Genomic DNA, 15,987 nt, shown 5'->3' with positions numbered 1-15,987 from the left:
GCCGGATCCACGGTGGCGCTGGCGATGAAAGCGCGCCAGTCATTACGGTCTGCGCGCAGCGCAGCAACAACTTGAGGAAACCGCATGAGCAGCAACAACACCCACCTGGCCCTGATCACCAAGACCACCAGCCTGATTGCGGCGGGCGACATCGTCGGCGCCGAGTCGGCATTGGCCGAGCTGGCGGACAGCGACGGCGATGGCGCGCTGATGGTGGTGCTCGACCAGCTCGCGCCCAAGGACATCCTGGCCGTGATGCGCGAGTACGACGACTCCAAGGCGTCGGTGGTGAACATGCTGGTCACGCCCGAGCAGTTCGCGCGCGCGATGGTGCTGGAAAAGCAGTACAAGGACCTCACCCACACGCACCTGCGCAACATGGTCAACGCGGTGGTCTTTCGCGACGACGCGGACCCGGTCGAATTTCTCACCGCCATCGGCGACCTGGAAGGCGGCGCCGAGGCGCTGGCCAACTACTTCGCCGAGAAGTGGAGCCGCATCGAGGCCTTTGCCCGCACGGGCACATTCGACGCAGTGGAAGACTATGGCCCCACGCTGAGCGACGATGAGCTGCTGGCTTCTGGCTATGTTCAGCCCCGCGTCGACCAGGACGAGGTGGCCGACCGCGACTGGATGCAGATGGCCTGGCTGCTGCGCTACGAATGCCGAGACCTGTTCATCGAGATGCTGCTGGTGCTGCGCGCCAAGGCGCGCGCCTTTGACCTGGGGCTGGAAGAGGGGGATGAGGTGCCTTCCGAGGAAGACGATGGCAAGTTCGAGACCAGCGACACGGATCGGGGCAAGGCCACGCCTGCGGCCAGAACCTCGGACGAGGAGTCGGCGATCTGATGGCAGCAAACAGTTCGGCGCTGCAACTGCACGATGCACGCCCCTTCTTCGAGAAAGCCCTGCAGCATGGCGTGCAGCACGGCATCATCGACGCCGAGCGGCTGGCGGCGATCAACGCGGATGCGCCCAAGGGCATGGTGCAGATAGCCCGCTACTTCGGCAGCGAGTTCCTGAGGCCAGAGCTGGAAAAAGCGCGGGACCGCATGGTCAACCTCATCAGCCTCTACCTGCAGGAGAACACCGGTGGTGATCTGCACGAGGCCGCCGTCTCGCTGCGCGACAACTCCTTCCTGTCCCGGTCCAAGGGAGGCTCGGACATGCTCAAGCGGCTGATCGCCATGCCCGAGAGCAGCAACTTCGGCATGGCGGGCTATGCCGATGCCGAGACCCCGCTGCTGGCCGTGTGGTCGCTGCGCAGCCATGCGGACTACCGCGCGGAGTTGGCGCGCCGTACGCAGATTGCGCAGGCCATCCATGCCGCGCAATGGGTGGCCCAGCAATATGAGCTGGACACCGACGAACTGGAAGCTGCCGGCGCCGATGCCGAGTCCGTGGTCCGCACGGGGCTTCTGATGCAGGCACTCTCGCCCAGGGCGGTGGAGTCGGGCGAATGGCCCAATGCCGCCGGGTTTGAGCGGCTGGTCACAGCCCTGCGCAAGAAGAAATTCGCGCCCCCTGCGCAGTTGCGCCTCCCCGCCGGCGTGCCCGCGGATCTGCGCGACGCCATGCAGGCTCAGTGCGCCACCGTGCTGTCAGACCTGCCCAAGCTGCTGGACGCCGCCACGCCGCTGCGCAACCTGCTGCGCCCCGTGGGGCCGTTCAGGGCGCGCTATTTCCTGATCGACGACCCCCTGGCCGAAGTGGACGACTACCACCGCGGCCTGGATGCGCTGGATGCGGAGGGTGACACCCCGCAGCCCGCGAGCAAGACCTGGACGAAAACGGTGCAGGGCAGCGACGACGAGCATTCGCTGCTGACCCTGTTTCTCTGCCTGGCCGCAGGGGTGCCCAAGAAGACGCTGCTGACCGAGAAGACCGCGGCCAGTCTGGTGCGCAAGGTCCGCAAGTCAGGCTGGCAGCCCGCGCTTGCAGCGGACTTCATCCGCGGCCACGCACCCGGCATCCACCAGCAGGACTTCATCGCGCTGTGGAACGCCTTCGTGCAAGACGCAGAGAAGACCTTGCTCAGCGACATGGACTACCAGATGCACGATGCCCTGGCCTTGCTGCGCAGGGAGTGCAGCGTGCAAGGCTGACAGGCACGGTGCTCAGCCGTTATGGCGTGCGTGAAAAGATCATGAACGGGTTCCGAGGGGCCGCGCGCCTGGAGCCCGTTCTGCGCCTTGTCATCAAGATGCTGCCTCCGCTCGGTTAACATGGCTGCGGCACCCGATGCTCGGTCCCGCTGGTCGGCGCCGGCCGCGCTGCAAGGGTCTGTGGTGTGGGTGGAACCGGTTCGTTGTGTTCCGTCGCCTTGTCGCCAACTCCCCACCTGACGAGCCCTTCGCCCAGCCCTTTCGCATTTCGTGCACAGTCCGACCCTCGTCATCCTGGCGGCCCTGCTGGCTGCGCTGGTTACCGCAGTGCTCTACGCAGTGTGGTATTTCAACCGGAACATTCCGGGCCTTCGCCTGTGGGTGCTGTCGTTCCTTGGGGCCACGGTGTTCAGCACCACCTTGCTGGCCCGCTCGCTCATGCCGGAGCTGCTGTCGGTGATGCTGGCGCAAGGCTCCATCGCCGTCGCGTCCTACACCTGCCTGATGGGTAGCCGTGCGTATATGGGGCGCAGTCCTCTGCGGCATGGGGTGGCTGCGGTGGGCTTGGTCGCGCTGCTGGTCCTGTCGGCGTACTTCACCGTGGTGCAGCCTCACCCGGGCGTGCGCTTCGCGCTCTCAGGAGGCTTTTCGGGGCCGTGCTTTCTGCTGACCGCGTACACGCTGGCCCGGGGCGGCTTTCGCCATGCGCCGGTGCGGTACATCGTGGGGCTCGCTATCGGCGCGCACGGGCTCTTCGTGCTGGTACGGCCCGCGCTGTTCAAGCTGTCGAGCCCCTTGGCGGGATTCCAGTGGAGCGAGGCGCTGATTGCACTGCTGTCGCAGTTCGTGGTGCTGGAGGCCACGCTGGCCGTGGTGCTGATCGGCTTTGGGGTGCTGATGCTGACGCATGAGTTCACCACCCGCGAGCTGCGCCACCTGGCCGAGGTGGACCCGCTCACCAGCGTGTTCAACCGGCGAGCATTCCTCACGTTGCTGGACAAGGCCATCAGCAACGCCCAGCGCACGCAGACCGCCTTGCCCGTGCTGGTGATGGACCTGGACCATTTCAAGCGCATCAACGACACCTGGGGCCACCATTGCGGCGACGACGTGCTGCGCCATTTCGTGGAGCTTGCCGGACGCTGCCTTCGCAAGGAGGACGTGATGGGCCGTCTGGGGGGCGAAGAGTTTGCGATCTTCCTGCCCAATGCCGACGGGCCTGGCGCAAAAGCCGTGGCCGAGCGCCTGCGCGCCATGGTGGAATCCCAGCCAATGGAGGGCCCTTGGCGGCAAGCCCACGAGGACGGCGACGGCCTGCGTTTGACGGTGAGCATCGGCGTGGCCCTGTTTGCCGAACCGGACACGGGCGAGGCCGTGCTGCAGCGGGCTGACGAGGCCATGTACCTGGCCAAGCAGCGCGGCCGCAACCGCGTGGAGATGCTGCACCGATAGGGGGCAAGGGCCCTGCTGCGACAGGGTGATGCCCTGGCGCGCAATGGGCCGCCCCACCCGCGGACAGCCTTGCACCGATCGAATGCGGCTTGTGTCGTCTGCCCGACCCTGGCCAGCGGCTGGCGGGTGGTTGCCGGGTGGGGCTCGGTCGCACAATGGCAGCCCTTTCCCCACCTTCGTGAGAACCCCGATGAGCGAGCAGACAGGTACGGCAGGCGCAACACGTGGCAGCGCGAGGGCTCCACGCCCCTCGATCCCTGTAGAACACGAAGTGCAGGCTCGGTCGCCCTCGCGCCGCCGCGTGCTGACGCTGGGCTCTGGCATGGCCGCACTCGGTGTGGCTGCGGGCTCTGGCTACCTGCTGTACCGGCCCAGCCATGACCGCCAACTGGTCTACGGGCGCATCAGCGATGCCATGCAGGAGGTGAACCGGCTTCACGCCGCGTCGCCCCAGGCCATGGAAGCCGCCGCATGGAATTGGTCGCAGACGCTGGAGCATTGCGCGCAGAGCATCGAATTCTCCATGCAGGGCTTTCCGGTCCCCAAGTCGGCTTTGTTCCAGAACACGGCGGGTGCGGCGGCGTTCAGCGTGTTTGCCTGGCGGGGCCGCATGAGCCACAACCTGGCCGAGCCCATTCCGGGCGCTCCCGCGCTCGACGCACACTCGCCGGACGCATCGGCCGCCTTTGCGCGTCTGCACGCGTCCGTGAAAGCGTTCGCTGTGCATGAGGGGCCGCTGCAGCCGCACTTCGCCTACGGCCCGCTCACCCGCCCACAGTACGAGCAAGCGCACGCCATGCACCTGGCCAACCACCTGTCATTGTTTGATGTACGCGCTGCCGCATAGCCTGGCGCTATTGAAATCATAGCTATTTGCGCCCGCGCATCCAGCGGCGCAAGCCTCTTTGATGAGATTTCACAGCCCGTCCTTGACGGGCGCTGCTCAGGCGCCTGCCAGAAATCCCACGCTGTCGGGTCGCCCCGGAAGGCCCAGGCGGGCCACGGGGGCCGGGCTGCTGGCAATCTTCTGGCCGCGCCGGTACACCGCCAGCCGGGTGGCCCGAAGCCGGATCGCCTCGGCCGGGCTGCGCGCGTGCAGCAGCACGAAGTCGGCATGGCAGCCGGCCGCCAGCCCGTAGCCCTGCAGGCCCAGCAGACTGGCGGGGTTGACTGTCACCGCGTCGAAGCACTGGGCCATGGCGGCCTGGCTTGTCATCTGCGCCACGTGCAGGCCCATGTGGGCGGCCTCCAGCATGTCGGCGCTGCCGCCGCCGTACCAGGGGTCCATCACGCAGTCGTGGCCAAAGGCCACCGTCAGGCCCGCCGCCATCAGCTCGGGCACCCGCGTCATGCCGCGGCGCTTGGGGTAGGTGTCGTGGCGGCCTTGCAGGGTGATGTTGATGAGCGGGTTGGCCACCACGCCCAACTGCGCCTCTGCCATCAGCGGGATGAGCTTGCTCACGTAATAGTTGTCCATGCTGTGCATGGACGTGAGGTGGGAGCCGGCCACGCGGCCGTGCAGGCCCAGGCGGTGGGTCTCGTGCGCCAGCGTTTCCACGTGGCGCGAGAGCGGGTCGTCCGACTCGTCGCAGTGCATGTCCACCCGCTTGCCCAGCCGGGCCGCCAGTTCGCACAGGATCTTCACGCTCTCGGCACCCTCGGCCATGGTGCGCTCGAAATGCGGAATGCCGCCGACCACATCCACACCCAGGTCGAGCGCGCGCGTCAAGTTGTCCAGACCACCTGGCGAGCGCAGCACGCCGTCCTGCGGAAACGCCACCAACTGCAGGTCCAGGTAGGGGGCCACACGCTGCTTCACGTCCAGAAGCGCCCGCACGGGCAGCAGGCTCGGGTCGCTGGTGTCCACATGCGATCGGATGGCCAGAAGGCCTTGCGCCACGGCCCAGTCGCAGTACCGCAGCGCGCGCTGCACGATGGCGTCGTGTGTGAGCTGCGGCTTGAGCTCGCCCCACAGGGCGATGCCTTCGAGCAGCGTGCCGCTCTGGTTCACGCGGGGCTGGCCGTAACTCAGCGTGGAGTCCATGTGGAAGTGCGCGTCCACGAAGGGCGGGCTGACCAGAAGGCCCGCCGCATCTACCGTTTCGTGCGCAGGGGCTTGCAGTCCGGGGGTCACTTCGGTGATGCGTCCGTCCTGCACCGCGATGGAGACGTCGGTGCGGCCGTCAGGCAAGGTGGCGTGGGTAACGAGCAGGTCTAGCATGGTGTGGCGCGTGGGCTGTGGCTTCGCAAAGAGCGGGGCAGGCCGTTGTGGCCTTCGTCGTGCAGTGTAGGGGGCCTCGGGCTGCCGCGGCTCGCGGGCATGCAGCGCGGGCCGCGTATGCTCGGCCCTTTCAAGAATCCAGGAAACCTGCGATGCATTTTGGCTACACCATTCTCTACGTCGAGGACGTCCCGCGGACCATTGCTTTCTATGAAGCCGCCTTCGGCCTGCAACGCCGCTTCGTCCACGAGGCCGGAGACTTCGGCGAGCTGGAGACCGGTGCGACGGCGCTGGCGTTCTCGTCGCTGCGCCTGATGACCGAGTTGGGCAAGAACCCCCAGCGCGCGTCGGCCCACGCTCCCAGCTTCGAGATTGCCCTCACGACCACCGACGTACCCGCCGCCGTGGAGCGGGCCATCGCCGCCGGTGCGCGCCTGGTGCAGGCCCCCGAAGAGATGCCCTGGGGACAGACGGTGGCCTATGTGGCCGACATCAACGATGCGCTCGTGGAGCTGTGCACGCCGGTGTTGGCACCCCCCGGGCCTGCGGACTGAGCTGTTGCCGCACAGCCGCCGGGAGCGGAGCCCTCGGTCGTATGGAAGGGGTGCAGGCCTTAGCGCCGGGCCAGGGTGATCACACCCAGCCCAGCGCCCCCAGCATGGCCCCTGCACCCAGCATCCACAGCAGGTGCAGCCTTGTGCGCCACACCAGCACCACTGTGACTGCGCTCAGCAGCCACAGCGGCCAGGCCGTGGCCGGGCCGCCATGGGCGCGGGCCAGCACCCAGGAGGTGGCCAGCAACAGGCCGATCACCACCGGGGCCATGCCCTGCTTGAAGGCGCGCACGCCACGGCGTTCGCGGTTGCGGTGACCCCAGCGTGTGGCCAGCCAGGTCAGCAGGCTGCTGGGCAGCATGACGCCCACCATGCAGACCGCCATGCCCAGGGCGCCCAGCAGCCAGCCGCCCACGCCGGGGCCGCCCGCGTTGATGCCCACATTCCAGCCCAGCAGCGCTATGAACAGCACGTTGGGGCCGGGAGCGGCCTGGGCGATGGCGATGGAGGCGTTGAACTGCGGGTCGGTCAGCCAGGCCTGGCGCTCGACGAGAAAGCGGTGCATGTCTGGCGCGGTGGCAATGGCGCCGCCCACGGCCAGCAGCGACAGCGACATGTAGTAGAGGAAGAGGTTGAACCAGTCCGCAGGGCCGAGCGCGATCAGCGGGGCAGCCATGGCTGCAGTGGCAGTGGCAGTGACAGCGGCGGTCATGGAGCGATCTTTCTCCATGTGAGCAGGCAGGCCGCGCCGCCCACCACCGGCAGGATCCACAGCAGGGGCCAGCGCAGCACCGCCATGGTGAGGATCGTCAGCGCCACGAACGCCACGCACAGCGGCCGGCCCAGCGGGTGCGCCTTGATCGACGCAAATAGCTTGATGCCAACCCCGGCGATCAGCCCCGCCGCCACCGCGCCCATGCCGCGCAGCGCACCCGCCACGGCCGGGTGGCTGGAGAACTCTGCATAGACCACGGCCAGGCCCAGCACCAGCATCAGCGGAAACATCAACATGCCCGCCAGCGCGGCAAACGCACCGCGCAGGCCGAAGTAGCGGTCGCCGATCATGATGCTCAGGTTGACCACATTGGGGCCGGGCATGATCTGCGCCACGGCCCAGTCCTCCACGAACTCCTCGTTCGTCATCCAGCGCTTTTTCTCCACCAGCTCGCGCTGTACCACGGCGAGCACGCCGCCAAAGCCCTGCAGGGCCAGCCAGGTGAAGGACCAGAACAGGTCGGCGGGGTTGCGGGGCTGGGGCCGAGGGGGGGCGCCGGGCGGGGTCGATGTCGTGTCGGTGGCAAGGGCCATGATGGATGCACAGTAAAAACAGCCGCTGGCGCTTTGTGTAAAAGCGGCGGATGCTATCAATTCAGGAGTTCTTGCGCGCAGCGGCTGCAACGCCGCGCCCACGCGCCATGTTACGCGCGCCGCAAGCACTGCCAGAGCGCGCAGGCCTCGTGTCGCGGCAAGGCTGAGCTTGCCATTGGCGTGCACGCCATGGCCTGGCTGCCGGTGCGCCTACCCGAGCTTGCCGCGCAGCGGATGGTCCTTGGTGCGCCAGCTCGCTTCTTCAGGCGTGGCGACCTTGAAGAGCTTGATGTCCGCCTGGCTCGCGTGCTTCACGCGGTAGATCTTGAAGCTGGCCTGGTTGGGGTACTGCACGAAGAACCACACGGCATCGCCGCTGGCCTGTGTGGGGTAGGCCACCTCGTGCCAGCACAGGTCGGCCAGGCTTTGCCGGTCCACCTCGCACACGCGGGCATCCGCCTGGTGCTCGTACTTCACTTCCAGGATCTTGGCCATGGGCGTTCTTTCTGTGACGGGCGGACGAAGCGGATGCGGGCGCCAGAGGTTCCCGCATCGGCATGGAGGGAAGGCGTTTGCGCTACAGCGTACCCCGCAGAGGGGCCCTTGTCGCTCGGGGATATCGCCAAGGCTGGCGGCGGCCCCGGCAAGACCCAGGTCAATTCTCGACCAGCGCGGATTCCACGAACACCAGTTCGCAGGAATTCGCGCCGGAGTCCGAGCGCGTGAGCGAACTCGTCCAGCGCCAGCCGTTGGGCTGCGAGACTTCGACCAGCTTGCCCGTGATGCGGATGAAGGCGCCCTTGCGGGCCTTCCTGAGGGCGCGCTCCACGGCCGGCGTCGCCGGGATCATGTGCATGTTGGCGGACGACTCGATGATCTCCTGCACCGCGATGGGTGGCTGGTCGCGCCACGAATACCGGTACCAGCGCCCGCCCTGGCTGATGTTCAGCGGCTCGTAGACCGCCGGCTCCGCCATGCGTTTCCAGCCCAGGGCCAGGTCGATCGGCGACAGCTCGGCCTCCTTGCCCAGCGAATAGTCTTCGCGCGACAGCACCCGTGCGCGCACGGCAAAGGTGGCCAGCGGGCGTACCTGATACCTATTGAAGACGAAGGATGCGTCCTGTGTGGCGGTCTGTACGGGGCTGTCCGTGAACGGCTGCGCGGGCGCGCTTGCCACGGCGTGCCCCTGCAGCCGCTTGTCGGCCTGGTGCACGCGCAGTTTTTCGATGGCGAAAAACGCCACTGCCAGCGCGATGGCGATCTTGAAGAGTGTGGAGAGAGTCATGGGCCGCGAGAGGAAGGCCCCGGGGAGGTTAGCCGGAATTCGGTCGATCCGCCACGCGGCGCTCGCTGGCGCGGCCGGCAGCGGTCAGGCACCCGCCGTCAGCGCCACGCCGCCCGCCAGCCTTTCCTGCACCGCCGCCCGCATGCTGGGTGGTGCAGCCTGCAGCAGGGCGGGCCACAGCGCGCGGGCTTGCCGCACCTGTTCGCGCAGCAATGCCAGGTGCCGCGGCACGCGCAGCAGCCCGGCAGATTTCATCAGGCCTTCCATGTCGCTCCAGCCGAAGGCCCGCAGCGTGCGGTCGATGGCGCGGTTCACCGCGTACTGGCTCTCGGGCACGCCGTCGAAGAACGCTGCCACGCACACCGGGTCGTACAGCGGCGCCAGCTGCGGCACGCGGGCGTCGGGGTAGACCAGCGCCCAGTTCTTGAGGTGCGCATCGGTGTTGCCCATCAGGATGAACGCCACCATGCGCGCCATGAATTCGCGCGTGTCCTGCACCGGCTGGCTGCTCAGGCGGTTGAGCACGCGCAGCATGGTGGCCCAGTCCTGCAGGATGCCCTTGCCATACTTTTGCCGCGGGGTGTAGCCCAGCACCTGGTTGAACTCTTCCATGTGCACCCGCGCGCCGCCGGGCAGGTGGTCGAATCGCAGCACCGCCAGGATCTCGTCGAAGGGCACGGCATCGGGCAGGTCGGCCTCGGCGCGGCTGATGACGCGCACGTCGGCACAGTGCAGGCCCAGCGCCTGGCACAGAAGGTAGCCCGTGTATTCGTTGGCCACCAGGTCGGGGTGGGCCGTGGTGGGTAACTTCAAGATCACGCTGCCGGCCGCGCCCCGGCGGTGCACGGTGTAGCGGCGGCCATCCTGCACGGCGCTGAACTTGGTCACCACGCCGGGCAGGGACGCCGCGTCTTCCACCGGGTATTCGACAAACCCGGGCTCCAGCACGTCCAGGCCCTGTGTGGTGTGCCAGTGCCGCACCACGTCCGGAATGCCGTCCTGTGCAGGCACGGGTTCCACCTCCAGCGCACCCATCAGGTCGTGGCCCGCAGCGGCCAGCAGTTCGAACTCGTCGTCGGGGCTGCAGCCGCGCTCGCGCGCCAGGCGGTCGCGGTTGTGGCCCTCGGGCAGCAGGTTCTGAAAGTACACCGGCCAGCGCCCGTCGGTGCGCACCAGCCGCGCGTCCCGCGCCGACGCCAGGATCTGCTGCGTGGCCGCCTCGTCGGCGCCCTGAAGGCTCAGCGACAGGGTGGGGCGCTGCGGGTTGCGGATATAGCCCTCGTCGAACGACACGCGCAGGATGTCGCCGTACTGCGAGAGGTAGCCGATGGGCTCGCGGCGGCTGGCGGGCGCGGCTGCGTCTTCGAGGACCGTACCCTGGGGGGCAGGCTGGTGCAGATACAGGCGCAGGTAGCGGATGGAGGTGCTCATGGCGCAAGGCGGGGCGTGCGGGCGCAAGCTGTGGGCTCAGGCAGGGCGGTTCAGGCTGTCCACCACGGACGGCGGCGCATCTACGCCTTCGCGCTGGCCCAGGAACTTGCCGCCGGACTGGATGAACGCCTCCAGGCTGGGCCGCAGGCTGCTGGGCACGGCGATGATGTCCATGCCCAGCACGCGGGCCATCTCGGCCAGGGTGGAATAGCGCGGGTCCAGGTCGCCGCCTTCGGTGCGTTGCACTGTCATGCGGGACAGGCCAGCCCGCTCGGCCAGCTCTGCCTGGGTGAGCTTGCTGGCTTTTCGGGCCAGGGAAAGACTCTGAATAAGATCATTGTTCATGATCTTAATAATACTCTTTTCCGATAAAAAGATAAATTTGATTATCTTTTATCCTGATTTTTGTTGGTGTAGTGACGGTCGTTAGCGTCTGGGCGCAGGCAGCACTTGCCGCCGCTCCTGGCAAAACCGCTGCGCCTCGTCCACCAGCCATTCCCGCACCTGGTCCATCGCCGGGCTGGGGTGTGCGGTGGTCACGAACGAATACGCCGCACGCGACAACACGCTGTGCGCCAAGACAGGCACCAGGCGCCCGGCCTTCACGTCTTGCAGCACCAGCGCTGCGCGGCCCATGGCGATGCCCTGGCCGGCCAGGGCCGCGCCCAGCGCCAGCTGCGACAGGTTGAACTGCTGCCCGCCCGCCCAGGGTGGGGGCGTGGCGCCCACCTGGGTGAACCAGTGCTGCCATTCCTCATACGTGTCCGCGCCGTCCCAGGCGCTGCCGTCGTGCAGCAGCCAGTCGCCTTGCAGGTCCGCTGGCGTGGTGATGGGCGGGTGGCGGGCCAGGAAGGCGGGGCTGGCCACCGGGATGAGCCATTCGTCCAGAAACACGGTGGCGCTCAGATCGCGGTAGCCGCCCCGGTCGAAGCGCACGGCAGCCTCGATGCCGTCTCGCACCATGCGGGTGCGGTCCAGCGTGTGGAACTCCCCGAAAACACGCAGGCCCAGGCTGGGGTACTGCAGAAAGAACTCGCCCAGCCGGGGCGTGAGCCAGCTCATGGCGAACGACGGCGAGCAACTGAGCGTGGCGGTGGCGGACTCGGTCGGCTGGCGCATCTGGGCCAGGGTGCTTTCGATGGCGGTGAAGCTCTCGCGCAGCACCACGGCCAGCCATTGGCCCTCGGGCGTGGGCACCAGGGCGCGCGGGGTGCGCAGGAACAGCGGGCGGCGCAGCCAGTCTTCGAGCTGCTTGACCTGCTGGCTCACCGCGCCCTGGGTGATGCACAGCTCTGCCGCCGCCTTGGTAAAGCTGCCGTGTCGGGCGGCTGCATCAAAACTGCGCAGCCAGGCAAGCAGGGAGGGGGAGAGTCGAATGTCCATTACTTTGGCTAATGCGATCGTCACTATAAATGCGTTGTGACAAGCGAGTGAGAGGCGAAGAATGCGGCAGTGCATGGGCCCAGGGTGTGACAAGCGCCTGGCTGCCCACTGTGTACCACCGTTGTCACAACCTCTATGTCCGAAAACGAATCCATGGTCGACCCGCTAACCCCAGTGGGAATCGATACGCTGCTGGCGAGCCACCTGCATCGGGCCCAGCCTTGCCTGTGGACCAACCCTGCGCGGATGGCGCGTGCGCCTGCATCCCTTCAGACAATGGGTCGCACCATTAGTTTGAATGATACGCGGGAGGCTGCGGCCCGCCTCCATCGCTTCGAAGGTTTGCTGGCGCAGGTGTTTCCCGAGTTGGCAGGCACGGGCGGAGTCGTCGAATCCGCCGTGCTGCCTGCTCAGGCGCTGCACCCAGCATTGGGCATTGGCTCTGTCCAGGGCCGCGTTTTCATCAAGGCGGACCACCGCTTGCCGGTGGCCGGATCGATCAAGGCCCGGGGCGGCATGCACGAAGTGCTGGAGTTCGCAGAGGGGCTGGCGTTGCAGCACGGCCTGGTGGAGCCGGGCGGCGACTACCGCGCGCTGGCCAACCCAAAGGCGCGCGAGGTGCTGGGCCGCTACCAGGTCGCAGTGGGCTCCACCGGCAACCTGGGGCTGAGCATTGGCGTGGTGGCGTCGGCCTTGGGCTTCAGGGCCGCGGTGCACATGTCGGCCGATGCCAAGGAATGGAAGAAAGAGCGCCTGCGCCAGCGTGGTGTTCAGGTGGTGGAGCATGCGGGCGACTACGAGCGCGCCGTGGCTGCCGGCCGTGCGCAGGCGGGCAGCGACCCGCTGTGCCACTTTGTCGACGACGAGCAATCTTTCTCGCTGCTGCTGGGCTACAGCGCAGCGGCCCTGCACGTCCCCGCGCAGCTGGCAGAGCAGGGCATCGTGGTGGACGCCGAGCACCCGCTCATCGTGTACCTGCCCTGCGGCGTGGGCGGCGCTCCTGCAGGGATTGCGTTTGGCCTGCGGCAGGTGCTGGGGCCGCATGTGCATTGTTTCTTTGCCGAGCCGGTGCAGTCGCCGTGCTTCATGGTGCAGATGCTGGCGGATCAGGCCACGCAGTCGGGTGGTGGCCAGGCGCACCCCTCGGTCTACGACTGGGGCCTCACCAACCAGACCGAGGCCGACGGCCTGGCCGTGCCCCGTGCGTCGCTGCTGGCGGCGCAGCTGATGGGGCCGCTGCTGTCGGGCGTGTTCACCGTGGCAGACGACACCTTGTTTGCCCACCTGGTGCAGGTGCTGGACGCACTGGGCGAGCGCATCGAGCCCTCGGCGGCAGCGGGCTTCAGTGGCCCGGGCATGTTGACCGGCACCGATGCGGGCCAGGCCTGGCTGCACCGCGCGGGGGTGGGCGCAGCGCTGCCCAACGCCACCCATCTGGTGTGGACCACGGGCGGGCTGCTGGTGCCCGATGCGCAGTACGAGGGTTTTGTGCAGCGTGGGCGGGCCCTGCTTGCGGCCCGTGGCTGACGCTGCCGACGCCCGTCCATTGCACCGGCATTCCGCCTTCGCGGCCCACCGAATCCGTCCCGACAACCCCTTGAACCCTTGACCTTTGAAGAGAACGCCATGAACCGCAAGAAGCTGCTTTTGTCTGCCGTGATCTGTGCCCTGGGGGCCGCTGCGTGGTCCCCCGCCATGGCGCAGGACGGACCTTTCCCTGCCAAGCCGATCACGCTCGTGATCCCGTTTCCGCCGGGTGGCGCCACCGACGTGCTGGGCCGGCTGATCGGCAAGAAGATGGGCGACCTGCTGGGGCAAAGCGTGGTCATCGACAACCGCGCCGGGGCGGGCACTACCATCGGTGCCAGTGCAGTGGCCAAGGCGGCGCCTGATGGCTACACGCTGCTGATGAGTTCGGGCACCACCTTCACCGTGAACCCCGCGGTGCGCCCCAAGCTGCCGTACGACCCGGTCAAGAGCTTCGAGCCCATCGGCATCGCCGGGCGCACGAGCCTGATCCTGCTGGCCAACAAGGACGTGCCGGTGGCGGACGTGAAGCAGTTCGTGGCGCTGGTCAAGGCCGCGCCCGACAAGTATTCGTACGGCTCGTTCGGCGCAGGCACCACCTCGCAGTTTGCGGGCGAGATGTTCTTCCACGCGGCGGCGCTCAAGATCCAGCATGTGCCCTACAAAGGCAGTGCACCGGCGATGACGGACCTGATGGGCGGGCAGATCCCGTTCACGGTCGATACGGTGTCTGCCGCGCTGCCGCAGCTCAAGGACGGCAAGATCAAGGCCATTGCCGTCACCGCCGGCAAGCGGTCGGCCCTGCTGCCCAAGGTGCCGACGCTGGCCGAGAGCGGCTACCCGGGCCTGGAGATGGACACCTGGCTGGCCATGGTGGCGCCGCGCGGTTTGCCGCCTGCCGTCAAATCGCGGCTGGAGCTGACCCTGGCCCAGGTGGTGTCGGACCCGGACACCCGCGACAGGATGATCGCGGTGGGGTTTGAACCCGCCTATGCTTCGTCCAAGGCGGTGGCCGAGCTGATCGACAAGGAGCTGCCGCTGATGCGCGCCATTGCCCAGCGCGCCAGCATCACCGCCGACTGAGCCACCCGCGAACCAGCAGAGGAGACAAGCCTGACATGAGCACACAAAGCAACCGGAGCACCCTGGTCGAGCTGACCGCCAACGAATTGCGCCACCGCATCGGCACCCGCGAGGTATCGCCCGTCGAACTGCTCGATGCCTGCATCGACCGCATCGAAGCCCTCAACCCGCACGTGAACGCCGTCACCGCCACCTGCTACGACCGCGCCCGCACCGAGGCCCAGGCCGCCGAGCAGGCGGTGCTGCGCGGCGAGCCGCTGGGCCTGCTGCACGGCCTGCCGCTGGGTGTGAAGGACCTGGAGGCCACGGCCGGGCTGCTGACAACTTATGGTTCGGAGATCTACCGCAACCACATCCCGGCCGAAGACAACGTGCTGGTGGCCCGGCTGCGCGCGGCGGGTGCCATCGTCACGGGCAAGACCAACATCCCGGAAATGGGCGCAGGCGCCAATTCGCGCAACACGGTGTGGGGCGCCACCGGCAACCCGTTCAACCCCAACCTGAACGCGGGCGGCTCCTCGGGCGGCTCGGCCGCGGCGCTGGCCTGCGACATGCTGCCCGTGTGCACGGGGTCGGACACAGGGGGGTCGCTGCGCATTCCGGCCGCCAAATGCGGCGTGGTGGGCTTTCGGCCGTCGCCCGGCGTGGTGCCCAGTTCGCGCAAGCTGTTGGGCTTCACGCCCATCTCCGTGGTGGGGCCCATGGGCCGCACGGTCGAGGAGGCGTGCCTGCAACTGGCTGCGAGCGCCGGGATGTCGGCGGGCGATCCGCTGACCTATCCGCTCGACCCGATGGGCTTTCTACTGCCAGAAGGCGTGGACCTGGCCGGCTTGCGTGTTGCCTACACCGAAGACTTCGGTGCATGTGCCGTGGACGATGGCATCCGCGCGGTGTTCCGCCGCAAGGTGCAGGCCATGAAGCACCTGTTTGCCCGGTGCGACGCCATCGACGTGGACCTCGGCGACGTGCACCGCTGCTTCGACGTGCTGCGCGCCGAAGCCTTCGTGGCCAGCACGCGCGACGCCTACGAGCGCGACCCCGCCAGCCTGGGGCCCAACACCCGGGCCAACTATGAACTGGGCGCCACCATGAGCCTGCTGGACAGCGCCTGGGCGCAGGCCGAGCAGACGCGCATCCTGGCGCGCTTCCAGAAGCTGTTCGAGCAGTACGACGTGATCCTCGCGCCCACCACGCCGGTGTCGCCGTTTGCCTGGACGCAGTTGTACGCCAGCCACATCAACGGCGAGCCGCAGGCCAACTACTACCGCTGGCTGGCACTGACCTATGTGACCACGCTCACCACCCATCCTGCGCTCAGCCTGCCGTGCGGGCTGGACGATGCGGGCATGCCGTTCGGCCTGCAGATCGTGGGTCGCTTTCGGGCCGACCGGCACACGCTGGGCGTGGGCCACGCGCTGGAGCAGGCGTTCAAGGGCATTGCCGGCCTGCAGCGCCCCCGGCCGGACATCGACAAACTGCTGCAGACCCGCGCCGAGCCTGCGCTCACCTCCATCGTCACCGGCGCGCCCGACCCGCGCGACGCGCGCAGCCTGCCGCGCGACGGCCGGGCCGTGTCGCAGTCCGCCGTGTCCGCAGTGTGAATGGGGCGGCCGCAGACATGCAGGATGAAGGCAGCGA

The 15,987-nt window shown here is 67.8% G+C and carries 16 protein-coding genes; 8 read left to right on the top strand and 8 right to left on the bottom strand.

Annotated features, from left to right (window positions below):
- The first annotated feature begins 84 nt into the window (after window positions 1-84).
- The 4 genes from KW835_RS05530 (at window position 85) to KW835_RS05515 (ending at window position 4,404) form a co-directional block, all read left to right on the top strand.
- Window positions 85-849, top strand: a complete 765-nt coding sequence (locus KW835_RS05530; RefSeq protein ID WP_218381290.1) for a hypothetical protein — start codon at window positions 85-87, stop codon at window positions 847-849.
- The gene (locus tag KW835_RS05525) at window positions 849-2,105 is read left to right on the top strand and encodes a hypothetical protein (RefSeq protein WP_218381289.1); all 1,257 of its coding nucleotides are present in this window, start codon (window positions 849-851) and stop codon (window positions 2,103-2,105) included. The genes KW835_RS05530 and KW835_RS05525 overlap by 1 nt, the downstream gene beginning before the upstream one ends.
- 270 nt (window positions 2,106-2,375) lie before the next feature.
- Window positions 2,376-3,557 carry a GGDEF domain-containing protein gene (locus KW835_RS05520; RefSeq protein WP_218381288.1) on the top strand — a complete coding sequence of 394 codons (1,182 nt, stop codon included), beginning with the start codon at window positions 2,376-2,378 and terminating at the stop codon, window positions 3,555-3,557.
- Between the two features lie 190 nt (window positions 3,558-3,747).
- Window positions 3,748-4,404 carry a DUF1569 domain-containing protein gene (locus KW835_RS05515; RefSeq protein ID WP_255593301.1) on the top strand — a complete coding sequence of 219 codons (657 nt, stop codon included), beginning with the start codon at window positions 3,748-3,750 and terminating at the stop codon, window positions 4,402-4,404.
- Between the two features lie 96 nt (window positions 4,405-4,500).
- On the opposite strand, the gene KW835_RS05510 is transcribed toward KW835_RS05515, so the two are convergent.
- On the bottom strand, window positions 4,501-5,778 hold the full coding sequence (locus tag KW835_RS05510) for an amidohydrolase family protein (RefSeq protein ID WP_218381287.1): 1,278 nt from the start codon (window positions 5,776-5,778) through the stop codon (window positions 4,501-4,503).
- Window positions 5,779-5,930: 152 nt separating this feature from the next.
- On the opposite strand from KW835_RS05510, the gene KW835_RS05505 reads away from it, so the two are divergent.
- Window positions 5,931-6,332 (top strand): VOC family protein, encoded by a 402-nt coding sequence (locus tag KW835_RS05505; protein WP_255593300.1) that lies wholly within the window; start codon window positions 5,931-5,933, stop codon window positions 6,330-6,332.
- 79 nt (window positions 6,333-6,411) lie between these two features.
- Here KW835_RS05505 and KW835_RS05500 read toward each other — a convergent pair whose 3' ends face one another.
- From KW835_RS05500 to KW835_RS05470, 7 genes are all read right to left on the bottom strand, one after another.
- A complete protein-coding gene (locus KW835_RS05500) occupies window positions 6,412-7,008 on the bottom strand; it encodes a chromate transporter (protein ID WP_218381542.1) in 597 nt (198 codons plus the stop codon).
- Between the two features lie 32 nt (window positions 7,009-7,040).
- A complete protein-coding gene (locus KW835_RS05495; protein ID WP_218381286.1) occupies window positions 7,041-7,640 on the bottom strand; it encodes a chromate transporter in 600 nt (199 codons plus the stop codon).
- A 210-nt stretch (window positions 7,641-7,850) separates the two neighbouring features.
- Window positions 7,851-8,135: a DUF6150 family protein gene (locus tag KW835_RS05490; RefSeq protein ID WP_218381285.1), complete on the bottom strand. Its 285-nt coding sequence runs from the start codon at window positions 8,133-8,135 to the stop codon at window positions 7,851-7,853.
- A gap of 160 nt (window positions 8,136-8,295) precedes the next feature.
- Window positions 8,296-8,925, bottom strand: a complete 630-nt coding sequence (locus tag KW835_RS05485) for a hypothetical protein (protein ID WP_218381284.1) — start codon at window positions 8,923-8,925, stop codon at window positions 8,296-8,298.
- 84 nt (window positions 8,926-9,009) lie between these two features.
- The gene (locus KW835_RS05480) at window positions 9,010-10,356 is read right to left on the bottom strand and encodes a type II toxin-antitoxin system HipA family toxin (protein WP_218381283.1); all 1,347 of its coding nucleotides are present in this window, start codon (window positions 10,354-10,356) and stop codon (window positions 9,010-9,012) included.
- 36 nt (window positions 10,357-10,392) lie between these two features.
- A complete protein-coding gene (locus KW835_RS05475) occupies window positions 10,393-10,701 on the bottom strand; it encodes a helix-turn-helix domain-containing protein (RefSeq protein WP_218381282.1) in 309 nt (102 codons plus the stop codon).
- Window positions 10,702-10,782: 81 nt separating this feature from the next.
- Window positions 10,783-11,739 carry a LysR substrate-binding domain-containing protein gene (locus KW835_RS05470; protein WP_218381281.1) on the bottom strand — a complete coding sequence of 319 codons (957 nt, stop codon included), beginning with the start codon at window positions 11,737-11,739 and terminating at the stop codon, window positions 10,783-10,785.
- A 153-nt stretch (window positions 11,740-11,892) separates the two neighbouring features.
- Between KW835_RS05470 and KW835_RS05465 the strand changes: the two genes are divergently transcribed.
- The 3 genes from KW835_RS05465 (at window position 11,893) to KW835_RS05455 (ending at window position 15,950) form a co-directional block, all read left to right on the top strand.
- The gene (locus KW835_RS05465; RefSeq protein ID WP_218381541.1) at window positions 11,893-13,266 is read left to right on the top strand and encodes a D-serine ammonia-lyase; all 1,374 of its coding nucleotides are present in this window, start codon (window positions 11,893-11,895) and stop codon (window positions 13,264-13,266) included.
- A 99-nt stretch (window positions 13,267-13,365) separates the two neighbouring features.
- A complete protein-coding gene (locus tag KW835_RS05460; RefSeq protein ID WP_218381280.1) occupies window positions 13,366-14,349 on the top strand; it encodes a tripartite tricarboxylate transporter substrate binding protein in 984 nt (327 codons plus the stop codon).
- A 35-nt stretch (window positions 14,350-14,384) separates the two neighbouring features.
- Window positions 14,385-15,950 (top strand): amidase, encoded by a 1,566-nt coding sequence (locus KW835_RS05455; RefSeq protein ID WP_218381279.1) that lies wholly within the window; start codon window positions 14,385-14,387, stop codon window positions 15,948-15,950.
- Window positions 15,951-15,987: the final 37 nt, after the last annotated feature.

The organism is Acidovorax sp. sic0104 (assembly GCF_019219095.1).
Classification (GTDB): Bacteria; Pseudomonadota; Gammaproteobacteria; order Burkholderiales; family Burkholderiaceae_C; genus Acidovorax.
Note: the sequence above shows the minus strand (reverse complement) of the source record. Positions and strands in the feature narration are given on the sequence as shown.